Raw genomic sequence first — 11,810 nt, forward strand, 5'->3', positions numbered from 1 at the left:
CTGAGCTTGTCGAAGCACTGTATTTTCTTGCACCAAAAGGAAGGGCAGCACTTCGACAAGCTCAGTGCGAACGGGGTGAGGAAAGTCTGTTTCAGGGAGAGGGTAATTGCTGCAACTGTCCGGCCAGGACGCGTCGTTCGTCTATCTCGAAACGCCGCACACGCCGATGCACATTGGTTCGGTCGGCATCTACGATCCGTCGACAGCGCCGGGCGGAAAGGTGCGGTTCAAGGACATACTGGGCTTCGTCGCCGCGCGGCTGGGTGGCGCGCGATCCTTCCGCCAGCGGCTGGTGCGCGTGCCGCTCGACCTCGACCATCCCTATTGGATCGAGGACCCGGATTTCGACATAGAGTTCCACATCCGCCACATCGCGCTTCCGGCGCCCGGCGACTGGCGGCAATTGTGCATCCAGGTCGCCCGGCTCCATGCCCGCCCGCTCGATCTCAACAAGCCGCTGTGGGAATTCACCATCGTCGAGGGGCTCGACAACATCGCCGGCATCCCCAAGGGCTGTTTCGCGCTCGTGTCCAAGGTCCACCACGCCGCGATCGACGGCATGTCGGGGGTGGAGATGTCGGCGGCGGTGCACGATCTCGCGCCCGACGCGCCCAACCGCCACGCCAATGACGACTGGAAGGCGGACAGCCTGCCCGGCATCGGCGACATGTTGATCCGCACCTATTTCAACAACCTGCGCCAGCCCTTCAAACACGCCGAGGTGCTGGCGAACACCATTCCCGGCCTCGCGCGGCTGGGCAAGGGCGTGGGCAAGGGCGACGTCAGCCTCGCCGGGCTGAAGCCCGCGCCGAAGACGCGGCTGAACGGCAAGATCGGCGCACACCGTGTGTTCGACGCCGTGCCGATCAAGCTCGTCGATATCGCCGCGATCCGCGCCGCCGTGCCGGGCGCGACCGTCAACGACGTGATCCTGTCGATCGTCGGCGGCGGGCTTCGCACCTATCTGGACGACAAGGGCGAATTGCCCGACGCCAGCCTGACCGCGATGGCGCCGATCAGCGTGCGCGGGGAGGGGGAAAAGGCGGCACTCGGCAATCTCGTTTCCGCGATGGTCGTGGCACTCGGCACGCACATCGCCGATCCGCTCGAACGGCTGCGCTACGTCCATGGCGAGGCGGCGAATTCAAAGGCGATGACCAATGCGGTCGGCGCGCGCACCCTGACCGACTACAGCCAGTTGATCCCGTCCGGCCTCGCCGGCCTTTCGGCGCGGCTCTACACGCGCGCCGGTGCTGCCAACGCGCACGCCCCCGTATTCAACTGCGTGGTGACGAACGTGCCGGGCAGCCGGGCGCCGCTGTATTTCGCGGGCGCGGAGATGGTGGCGATGTACGGGACCGGGCCGATCTTCGATTCGATGGGCCTCATCAACACGGTCTATTCCTACGTCGATACCATCGCGATCAGCTTCACCAGCGACCGGGCGATGATGCCCGATCCGGCTGCCTATGCCGATGCGCTGAAATCGGCGTTCGATGCGTTGAAGGCCACGGCGGTCGCGCCGCCGGCGAAAGGCAGGAAGAAGGCAGGAGGGAAGAATGGCTGACAAATCGACCAACGATAAGGTGAAGGACACGATCAGCGACAAGGTGATCGATCCGATGAAGCGCGCCGGCGAGGCGATGAAGGCATCGGGCGAGAAGATGGCGGAGGGCGGATCGGCGGTCGGCCTGAAGGTGATCGACCAGGCCGAGGCGAATGCCCGCGAGGCGTTCGCCGCGCTGCGCGCCGCGGCCGGCGCCAAGGACTTGTCGGAAGTGATGAAGATCCAGGGCGACTATCTGCGCGAACAGGGCAGCCGCAGCATGGCGCAGGCGCGCGAGATCGGCGAACTCATCATGCAGGTCGGCCGCGACAGCGCTGCACCGTTCCGGGGCAAGGGCGACTGAGGTCGGGTTTCCCGGTAGCCGTTCCCCGGCGAAGGCCGGGCCCCAGGTGCGGGCCGGGGTGGAACCGGGCCCCGGCCTTCGCCGGGGAACGCCCTGCGGTTCGCCGCTTCAACCGGGCGCGTATTGTTCCAGCAGTCCGCAGCGCGTGCAGCGCCAGGTGTCGATCGGCAGTTTGCGGCGATCGCCGGTCTTCAGCCCGGCCCAGAAGCTCTTTTCGGGTGCGCCTTCGATCCACGTCGAGGGCGTACGCGATCCATAGCCCTCGTCGATGACGTACCCTTCCTCGAGCCGTCCGCCGCAGCGCAGGCAGGCGATACCGGCCATCGTCACAATTTTCCGAACGCGGTTTCGAATCCGGCGAGGTCGCCCTTCGCCAGATAGTCCGCCTGCTCGATCCAGCGATCGCGCGCCATGCGGCCCTGAAACGCGCCCAGTTGCGCGTCGAGCGCGGCTGCGGCGTCGGGGGACAGCGCGGCAACCTGCGCGAAGCTCGTGATGCCCAGTTCGGCGAGCCGCGCGGCGAGCTTCGGGCCGACCCCCTTCAGCTGGGTCAGGTCATCCGTACCCGATACGGCGGGATTGGCGGCTGGCGGCGGTTCGGCGGCCGCCAGCGGCTCCGCCGCGGGCTGGGGGTCGGCGGCCGGCAGGGGCTGGGCCGGCGGCAATGGCTCGGCAGGTGGCGCCGCGACGACCACCGGGGCGGGTTGAGCGGCGAGCGGGGGAGGCGCCGGCGCGACCGGCGGCGTGGCGACCGGCGTCGTCTCCGGCGCCGGCGGGGGCATGTCATCGATCGACGCGGTGACCGGCCCGGCGAAGGCGTCCTCTGCCCGCGCGTCGATCGCCTCGTCGACCGCCTGGCGCTCGCGCTTCAGTCTCGCGCCGCGCCAGATCACCAGCAACGCCAGCACCACGCCGATGGCGATGATGGCCAGGCTGATCGTCGTCCACCAGTCGTCGGCCGCCATCGGCACGCTGGACGCCGCAAGCTCGTTGTTCATCGCCGTCCTCCGCAGGTCATGCGGGCGAAGGATAGCGGCTCGCGCGCGCCAGTCCAGCGACGCTCACTGGGCGGCGGGCGCGCTTCGCCGGTCGGTGCCGGCCAGTTCGGTCAGCTTCACGAACTCCTGCCGCCAATAGCCCCTGGGGTCGCCCGCCAGTCGCCGCACGTCGGCCATCTGATACTCGCCCAGATATTTGTCGCCGCGCAGCTTCTGGCCGAACGCGGCAACGGCGGCGGCGAAGGCCATGTCGCCGCTGGCCGGGCGCGCGGTGCGCAGCCAGGCGGCGGGCACGGCGCGCGCGATCTCGCGGCTGGCGCCGCCGGACGGCGCCTTCCAGCGCAGCTTGACGAAGGCGAGTTCGTTCCCGCCGCGCCCCGCACCGGCGGCTGGCTGGTTGGCCGGATATCGCCGCGCGGGCAGCCAGCCGGTGACGCCCGCCGGCACCACCTCGTACAGCGCGGTCACCTGATGCCCCGCGCCGATATCGCCGGCATCGACCGCGTCGTTGGTGAAATCCTCCTCGGCCAGCGCGCGGTTCTCGTACCCGATCAGGCGATATTCGCTGACGGCGGACGGGTTGAACTCGACCTGCACCTTCACGTCCTTGGCGATCGTCACCATCGTCGCCGACAGCTCGTCGCCCAGCACCTTCTTCGCCTCCATCGCGCTGTCGATATAGCTGTAGTTGCCGTTGCCGACGTCGGCGATGCGCTCCATCATCGCCTCATTGTAGTTGCCGGTGCCGAAGCCCAGCGTCGTCAGCGTGATGCCGTCGTCGCGGTTCTTCTTCACCAGCGCCTCCAGCGCCTTGGTATCGGAAATGCCGACGTTGAAATCGCCGTCGGTCGCCAGGAAGATGCGGTTGATCCCGTCCTTCATGAAATTCGCCCGCGCGGTCGCATAGGCCAGCTCGATGCCCTGTCCGCCCGCGGTCGACCCGCCCGCCGTCAGGCAATCGAGCGCGGTCTTGACGTGGCCCTTGTTCGACGTCGGCTCCAGCACGATGCCGGTGTTGCCCGAATAGACGACGATGGAGACGCGGTCGTCGGGCCGCAGCTCGTCGGCGAGGCCGGCCAGCGCGGTCTTGACCAGCGGCAGCTTGTCCTGGCTGAACATCGATCCCGACACGTCGACCAGGAACACCAGGTTCGCGCGCGGGCGGCTGTCGGTCGTCACGTCATAGCCGCGCAGGCCGACGCGCAGCAGGCGCGTGTTGGGGTTCCACGGCGTCATAGCGACGTCGGTCGTCACGCTGAACGGTTCGGCCGCGCTGGTCGGGCGCGGATAGTCGTAGCGGAAGTAATTGAGCATCTCCTCGGTCCGCACCGCTTCCGGCGGCACCGGCCGACCGCTCGTCAGGAACCGGCGGACGTTGGCGTAGCTGCCGGTATCGACATCGACCGAGAAGGTGGAAACCGGCGCCGCCGCGACCGCCTGGATCGAGGCGACCTCGCGCCCGTCGTAGCGCTCGGTGTTCGCGCGGCTGCCATAAGGTGCCTCCCGCTGCATGGGCGCGTAGGCTGCGGACGGGGCCACCATGACGGGCGGTGGAGGCGGCGGCGGGGGTGGCGGCGCTCCCGGAGCGATCCGGGTCTCGGCCCGCTTCACGCGGCCGCCGGTCACCATGATCGGCGCGGACAGCCGTTCCTGATCGCCCGCGCCGACCCGGCAGCGCACTGGCGTATCGCTGGCCGGTGGCAGTGGGGCGGGGCGGCGCACCTGCGGCACCGGTGGCGGTGCGGCGGAGGTCAGCAGGAACGCGGCGAGCGCGAGCGGCGTGACGGCACGAAGACGCATGGCAATCCTCCCTCGATCGATATGTAATATTGTCACATATCGCGACTGCGTTCAACCGTGGCTCTCCGACGATGAGCGGGAGATGAATGTGGTGGCGACGGGACGGGCAGCGCGCTCAGACGAAACGGTGTGTCTTCGCCCAGAGGTGGAACAGCTCGGGCCACAGATGGGCGGGCAGACCCGCGGTCCGGGCGCCCCAGGCATAGCCATGACCGCCCTTTTCGAACAAATGCATCTCGCACGGCACCCCGCCCGCGCGCGCCGCCGCGTGGAGGCCGATCGCATTGGCGACCGGGACGACGGTGTCGTCGTGCGAATGGACGATGAACAGCGGCGGCGTATCCTTCGTCACCTGCCGGTCGGGCGAATGCTCGGCCATCATCGTCGCGGTCGCGTCGGTGCCGATCAGGTTGGTGCGCGATCCCGGATGCGCGATGTCGGGCTCCATCGACACCACCGGATAGATCGGCGCGGCGATCGCCGGGCGCGCGCTCAGCCGGTCGGCGGCGTCTGCCGGCGCGTACACCTGGCGTCCGTGGCGGGTGGCGAGGTCGGCGCACAGGTGGCCGCCCGCCGAAAAGCCCATCACGCCGACACGCTGCGGATCGATGCCATATTCCTTCGCCCGCGCACGGATCAGCCGCATCGCGCGCTGCGCATCGGCCAGCGGAGTGTTGGCGGGGTCGCGCCAGCCCTCGGCCGGCAGGCGATAGAACAGCACGAACGCGGTGATCCCGCGTTCGGCCAGCCAGGGCGCCAGCTCATACCCCTCGCGGTCGAGCACGATGCGCGAATATCCACCGCCGGGGATCACCAGCATCGCCGCGCCGTTGGGCTTCGCGGGACGGAACACCTCTATCCGCGGGCGACGGGTGCCGGTGATCGCGCGATTCGGCACGCGCGGATCCTCGCTGCGTTCGGTCACCACCTCGGCCAGCGCCCTGTTGGTGAGGCCTGGCGCCTCGCCGGGCCACAGGGCGATGGTTTCGGAAGGGCCCGACGCCGCCAGCGCCCGGGCTGCGGGCAGGGCGGCGAGCGATCCGGCGATCAGGGTGCGGCGATCGATCGTCATCCTACCCTGATGCCACGTCTCAGGCGCCGGTGCGAGCCTCGATCGCCAGCCGTCGCGCCAGCCACGCGCGGCCTTCGGTCGGGGTATGCGCGATGCCGGCGCCGTCGATCAGTTCGCCCAGCAGCGCCTGGCCTTCCGCCCAGTCGCCGATCCCGCTTGCCGCATTGATGTGGCCCGCGCTGCCTGCATCGACCAGATGGCTGCCCCATTGGCCCGCCAGCCCCTGCGCGCGCTCGAAGCGGATCCATGGATCGTCGCGGCTCGCCACCACGATCGACGGAAAGGGCAAAAGAGTCGCCGGCGCCGGCGCGAAACCGGCAAGCTCGGGCGGGCCGTCCTGCCGGTTGACGTCGGCCGGCGCGACCAGCAGCGCGCCCGCCACCGGCCAGCCATAGGGCTGCGGCGACAGCGCCGCCCACCACGCCACGGCCACGCAGCCCAGCGAATGCGCGACAAGCACCACCGGCGCCCGGGCCGCCCGGATCGCCTGGTCGAGCTTGGTCACCCACACGTTCCGGTGCGGCGCGTCCCACATGCCCAGATCGGCGCGCACCGTGTCCTCGCGCTGTTTCTCCCACAGGCTCTGCCAGTGGGTCGGCCCCGAATTGCCGAGGCCCGGCACGGTGAGGACGGTATAACCCTGGATATGCGCCATCGTCTGCCTCCTGATCGGTTGGGAGGGTCGGCGGCGCTTTAGGGAGGGGTACGCCGCGCGACTCTCCCGGCCATCGAATATATTCCCACTTATTTGATAGGCAATAGCCGTTGCGACGGTTCGCCTCGCGCCAGCGCCAGTCCGAACGCAGCTTCCAACGCGGCTTCGCACGTGGCAAAGGCGGAACATATGCTGACCGCGCTCTCCATCCGCGACGTCGTGCTGATCGAGGCGCTCGACCTCGATTTCGCGCGCGGGCTGGGCGTGCTGACCGGGGAAACGGGGGCGGGCAAGTCGATCCTGCTCGACGCATTGGGCCTTGCGCTCGGCGCGCGCGCGGACAGCGGGCTCGTCCGCCACGGCGCCGCACAGGCCAGCGTTGCCGCCACTTTCGACCTGCCGGCCGATCACCCGGCCACCGCGCTGCTCGCAGATCAGGGGCTGGAGGCGGAACCGGGCGAACCGCTCGTGATCCGGCGCATCGTCAAGGCCGACGGCGGCAGCCGCGCTTTCGTCAACGGCCAGCCCGCATCCGCCGGGGCGCTGCGCGAACTCGGGCAGCATCTGGTCGAGATCCACGGCCAGCACGACGATCGCGGCCTGCTCGCGCCCGCCGGGCACCGCGCGCTGCTCGATGCCTTCGCGCGCATCGATCCCGCCGCTACCGCCGCCGCCTTCCGCGCCTGGCGGGAGGCCGGGGACGCCCTGTCCGCCGCCCGTGCGGAAGTGGAGACCGCCGCGCGCGACCGCGACTGGCTGGAGCATGCCGTCGCCGAACTGGAAGCCCTCGCCCCCGAACCTGGCGAGGAAGAGGCGCTCGCCGATCGCCGCCGCACGATGCAGCGCGCGGAAAAGATCGCCGACGATCTCGAGGCCGCCGACGCGCTGCTCTCGGGCGGCGAGGGCGGCCTGTCGAAGCTGCGCCAGGCCGCGCGCATCCTCGAACGCGTCGCGCCGGATCACGCCGCGCTCGCCGATGCGCTGGCGGCGGTCGATCGCGCGGTGATCGAGGGCGCGCTGGCCGAGGACAGCCTGCGCGACGCCGCCCGCGCGCTCGAATTCGATCCCGCCGCGCAGGAGGCCGACGAGGCCCGCCTGTTCGAGCTGCGCGGCGTCGCGCGCAAGCATCGCGTCCAGCCCGACAATCTCGCGGCACTCGCCGCCGATCTGCGCGCCCGGCTCGACCGGCTGGAGGCGGGCGAGGGTGGCATCGCTGCGCTGGAGGCCGGGGTCGCCGCGAAACAGGCGTCCTACGAAGTCGCCGCCGCCGCGCTCACCGCCGCCCGCGCCGCCGCCGCCGCGCGCCTTGACGCCGCCGTCGCGGCCGAATTCGCGCCGCTCAAGCTCGACGCGGCGCGTTTCCGCACCGATGTCGCCGCGCTCCCGATCGACCAGTGGAACGCACAGGGCCGCGACCGCGTCGAATTCCTCGTGTCGACCAATCCCGGCGCGCCGTTCGGCGCGCTGGCGAGGATCGCCAGCGGCGGCGAGCTGTCGCGCTTCATCCTCGCGCTCAAGGTCGCGCTGGCCGAGGAAGGCGGGGCCGAAACGCTGATCTTCGACGAAATCGATCGCGGGGTCGGCGGCGCCGTCGCCAGCGCGATCGGCGATCGTCTCGCCCGGCTGGCGGCGGGCGCGCAACTGCTGGTCGTCACCCACAGCCCCCAGGTCGCGGCGCGCGGAAGCCAGCACCTTTTGATCGCCAAGAGCCACGACGGCACCGTCACCCGCACCGGCGTCCGCGCCCTGGGCGAGGATGACCGCCGCGAGGAGATCGCCCGGATGCTGTCGGGTGCGGAAGTCACCGACGAGGCGCGCGCCCAGGCCGGGCGGCTGCTGGCGGCGTGATCGACGTTATGGCGGCTTGCCCGCCTCTCCCCGCCTCACTACCCTCGTCGTGAAACTCGCGTTCTCGGGGGGGGGCTTGCGATGCGTTTTGGGCTATTCTTGGCGGCGATTCTGGTGGCTGCGGGCGCGGCGTCGGCGCTTCCCGCACAGGGCGGCGGGGTGCCGATACCGGACGACTATCGCATAACGTTCCGGGGGCAGTACAACATCACCTCCTTTGGCCAGCGCCGCCCGGCGCCGCGCCGTCCTGTCCGCCCCGCGACGAACATCTTTGAAGGCGTTCGCATCGGGAATCCCAACGTTCCCGAACCCGTCGGGGTAGAGGGCAAGCCCCGGCCCAGCGCGATGGGCCGCGATCGCTATCGCCCGATCGCGCTGGAAGCGGTGTTCGCCGGCACCAGCGTGACGATGACGCTGACGGGTGAACAGCCGCATGAAATGGGCATGCCCTATCGCGCGCCGGTGGCGTTGGCGGGTACGCGGCGCGGAAATTATTGTGATCTGCGCAACGGCGACGGCGCCATCACCTATCGCGGGACCTGCGATCGAGACGGTTTTCGCGGCACGATGACGGCATTGTATAACGGGCGCGCTCCGGTATCCGGCGATTTCGCGGTCAAATCGACGCGCTGGTCGACCGGATCGATGCCGTTCTGGCTGGCGATGGATGAAACTCTGCCCGCGCCGGACACGCCAGCGGGCGTGGTTTATGCGGCAATGGCGGGTACGACACCGCCGGCCTATCGCCAGCCGCCCACCGCGCTGCGCCAGCGCCCGACCGCGCCGGCGGTGCTGTGGCACGGCAAGCCGGCGGAAACGATGATCGGCGGTCGCACTTTCTATGCCGCGATCGGGGAAAACGCCGCCGCGATCTCCGCCTTTCTCCAGCGCAAGGGCGGCTCTCGCCCGGTCTTCTCGCCGGTCATCGCCTACACCGCGCGTGATCCGGCGAAGGGCGATTATATCCTGCCCTTCTGTTTCGCCGGAAAGGCTGGGTGTTCTGCCCAGTCCAGTCGGATAGACGGCGTGGTGGTGATCCGGCGATCGGGCACGGGCACCAGCAACGGGGTATTCCTGTGGCGCGATGTCGGGCCGAAGCAGCAGGAATTCTGCGCGCTCGGCGCCCCGCCCCGGTGCGAGATGCATCCCTTCGGCGACGGTTCGGCGATGTCGATCGGCACGTCGGGCAAATGGGATCGCAACTCGGTAAGCGCGCAGACATGGGACGGGCTGGCGATATCGGTGCCGGCATATGCCCGGCTTCGCAGCGCCGACCTGATCCGCGACAATGCGCGCTATGCGGCCGAAGCGCTGGCCGCGCGGCAGGCGGAACGACGGTCTTGCCTGGCACAGGCGGAACGCGAGAACCGAGATGCCGTGTGGTGCCCGATCTTCTGATCCATCGGTGCCGGGCGGAACCATCGCCCGGCCCGCAGAAACCATTTTCCTACACGCTCTGAAATGTGCAGCTTCATAGCCATGCCGCACACCGCCGAATCGCGTTTCGTCCGTTTCCTCGATCGCGCCGCCGGGGTGGCCCGTTCGCGCGTGGCAACTCTCAACTTTATCAACGTTCGCCGTTTGAGCGTTCAGTTGGGCGCCGCCGCGCTGCTGTTCGCCAACCCTGTAACGGCACAGCCGGCCTCCGACCTCAAGGCGCTGCTCGCCGAACATTGGGCATGGACGCTCAGGCAGAACCCGACGCTCGCCTCGTCGGTCGGCGTGCGCGACTATGATAGCGAACTCGGCGATCCGTCGCTCGCCGCGCAGGACCGGCAGGCCGCACGGTCGGCGGCGTTCCTCAAGCGGCTCGATGCGATCCCGGACGCTGGCCTGTCGGATGACGATCGCACCAACAGGGCTATCCTGCGTCGCCTGCTGGCCGCGGATGTCGAGGGTAACCGCTTCGGCCAGCGGATGATCGTCTTCACCAGCTACGCCTCGCCGTGGCAGGGGATGGCGGGGCTCGGTGAGCGGCTGTCGTTCCGGGGGCGGCAGGACTATGCCAATTACCTGACCCGGCTGGAGAAATGGCCGGCAAGCAACGACGTGCTGCTGGCGATCACCGAACGCGCGTTGAAGGAAGGCTATGTCCAGCCCTGCGTGTCGCTGGCCGGGATCGAAAGCGCGATCGGCGGGGTCGTGAAGGCCGATCCGGCGCAGTCACGCTTCTACATTCCCTTCACCCGCGCGAAGCCTCGCGATGCGAGCGACGCCGAATGGGCCGCGCTCCAGGCGCGGGCGAAGGCGATCATCACCGGCATGCTCGATCCCGCCTATCGCAAGGCGGCGGATTTCATGCGGACGCGCTACCTGCCGAAATGCGCGCGCGCGGTCGGCGTGTCGGCGCAGCCGGGCGGCGCGGATTATTACGCGTTCCGCATCCGCCAACTGACCACGACGTCGCTGTCTCCGGCCGAAATCCACGCGATCGGGCTGAAGGAAGTCGCCCGCATCCGCACCGAGATGGAGGCGGTCGCGAAGCAGGCCGGCTTCGCCACGCGCGAGGCATTCGTGGCGGACCTGCGCACCAACCCGAAATATTACGCGAAGACACCCGAGGAACTGCTCCAGGCCGCCAGCCGCATCGCCAAGACGATCGATGGCCGGATGCCGACATTGTTCCGCCGTCTGCCGCGCCTGCCTTACGGCGTCCGCGCGATTCCGGCGGAGATCGCCGAAGGCACGACCACCGCCTATTACGGCCCCGGCAGCCCGCAGAACGGGATTGCCGGCACCTATTTCGTCAACACCTCGAAACTCGACCAGCGCCCCTTGTGGGAACTCCCGTCGCTGACCGCGCACGAGGCGGTGCCGGGACATCATCATCAGATCGCCCTGCGCCAGGAACTCGATCTGCCGCCGCTGCGCACCCACCTGGCCTCATTCACGGCCTTTACAGAGGGCTGGGCGCTCTATGCCGAAACTCTGGGCAACGAGATGGGGCTGTACGACACGCCAGAGAAGCGCATGGGCCGCCTGAGCTACGACATGTGGCGCGCATGCCGGCTGGTCGTTGATACCGGCATTCACGCGCAGGGCTGGACGAAGGAGCGCGCTGTTCAGTTCATGCTCGACAACACCGCGCTGTCGGCGGCGAACATCGATGCGGAGGTCAACCGGTACATCAGCTGGCCCGCGCAGGCGCTCGGCTACAAGCTGGGCGAGCTCAAGATCCTGGAATTGCGCGCGAGGGCGGAGAAGGCGCTGGGCGCGAAGTTCGATCTGCCGGCGTTCAACGACGCGGTGATCGCCGGAGGGGCCGTCCCGCTCGATGTGCTCGACGCGCAGATGACGCGCTGGATCACCGCCCAGATGAACGCCAGCTAGAGCGGTTTTCGGCCGATCTGAATCGGTAGGGATTCACAGGGGTCGGATTTTCTGATTCAGGATCCGTGCTGGCGAAGGAGGCTGGCACGGATGGGTCGAGCCTTATCGCGTGATCTTCGGGATCGTGTCGTCGCCGTTGTTGAGGGCGGTGTGTCATGTCGGCAGGCTGCCGAGCGGTTCGGGGTCAGCGCGGCGAG

11 protein-coding genes are annotated in these 11,810 nt (G+C 69.1%); 6 read left to right on the forward strand and 5 right to left on the reverse strand.

Annotated elements, in window-relative coordinates; genetic code table 11:
• Nucleotides 1–106 precede the first annotated feature (106 nt).
• Together VYI76_RS15625 and VYI76_RS15630 are read left to right on the forward strand one after the other, a co-directional pair.
• Entirely contained in the window at nucleotides 107–1,567 is a 1,461-nt protein-coding gene (locus VYI76_RS15625; RefSeq protein WP_326525706.1) for a WS/DGAT/MGAT family O-acyltransferase, read from the forward strand.
• Nucleotides 1,560–1,910 (forward strand): phasin family protein, encoded by a 351-nt coding sequence (locus VYI76_RS15630; RefSeq protein WP_326525707.1) that lies wholly within the window; start codon nucleotides 1,560–1,562, stop codon nucleotides 1,908–1,910. Before VYI76_RS15625 ends, VYI76_RS15630 begins: the two co-directional genes overlap by 8 nt.
• A gap of 108 nt (nucleotides 1,911–2,018) precedes the next feature.
• Here VYI76_RS15630 and VYI76_RS15635 read toward each other — a convergent pair whose 3' ends face one another.
• From VYI76_RS15635 to VYI76_RS15655, 5 genes are all read right to left on the reverse strand, one after another.
• A complete protein-coding gene (locus VYI76_RS15635) occupies nucleotides 2,019–2,234 on the reverse strand; it encodes a hypothetical protein (protein WP_326525708.1) in 216 nt (71 codons plus the stop codon).
• A 2-nt stretch (nucleotides 2,235–2,236) separates the two neighbouring features.
• Entirely contained in the window at nucleotides 2,237–2,908 is a 672-nt protein-coding gene (locus VYI76_RS15640; RefSeq protein WP_326525709.1) for a helix-hairpin-helix domain-containing protein, read from the reverse strand.
• A 63-nt stretch (nucleotides 2,909–2,971) separates the two neighbouring features.
• Complete coding sequence (locus VYI76_RS15645; RefSeq protein ID WP_326525710.1) at nucleotides 2,972–4,708, reverse strand: vWA domain-containing protein; 1,737 nt, start codon at nucleotides 4,706–4,708, stop codon at nucleotides 2,972–2,974.
• A gap of 115 nt (nucleotides 4,709–4,823) precedes the next feature.
• Nucleotides 4,824–5,780, reverse strand: coding sequence for an alpha/beta hydrolase (locus tag VYI76_RS15650; protein ID WP_326525711.1), 957 nt, complete (start codon nucleotides 5,778–5,780; stop codon nucleotides 4,824–4,826).
• A 19-nt stretch (nucleotides 5,781–5,799) separates the two neighbouring features.
• Nucleotides 5,800–6,435, reverse strand: a complete 636-nt coding sequence (locus tag VYI76_RS15655) for an RBBP9/YdeN family alpha/beta hydrolase (protein ID WP_326525712.1) — start codon at nucleotides 6,433–6,435, stop codon at nucleotides 5,800–5,802.
• 189 nt (nucleotides 6,436–6,624) lie between these two features.
• On the opposite strand from VYI76_RS15655, the gene recN reads away from it, so the two are divergent.
• The 4 genes from recN to VYI76_RS15675 form a co-directional block, all read left to right on the forward strand.
• Nucleotides 6,625–8,283, forward strand: a complete 1,659-nt coding sequence (recN, locus tag VYI76_RS15660; RefSeq protein WP_326525713.1) for a DNA repair protein RecN — start codon at nucleotides 6,625–6,627, stop codon at nucleotides 8,281–8,283.
• Nucleotides 8,284–8,364: 81 nt separating this feature from the next.
• Nucleotides 8,365–9,681, forward strand: coding sequence for a hypothetical protein (locus tag VYI76_RS15665; protein WP_326525714.1), 1,317 nt, complete (start codon nucleotides 8,365–8,367; stop codon nucleotides 9,679–9,681).
• Between the two features lie 63 nt (nucleotides 9,682–9,744).
• Nucleotides 9,745–11,613 carry a DUF885 domain-containing protein gene (locus VYI76_RS15670; protein ID WP_326525715.1) on the forward strand — a complete coding sequence of 623 codons (1,869 nt, stop codon included), beginning with the start codon at nucleotides 9,745–9,747 and terminating at the stop codon, nucleotides 11,611–11,613.
• 90 nt (nucleotides 11,614–11,703) lie between these two features.
• Nucleotides 11,704–11,810 (forward strand): helix-turn-helix domain-containing protein (locus VYI76_RS15675; protein ID WP_326523579.1); only part of this gene is annotated, 107 nt, incomplete at its 3' end.

Source organism: Sphingomonas sp. (assembly GCF_035910975.1).
Classification (GTDB): Bacteria; Pseudomonadota; Alphaproteobacteria; order Sphingomonadales; family Sphingomonadaceae; genus Sphingomonas.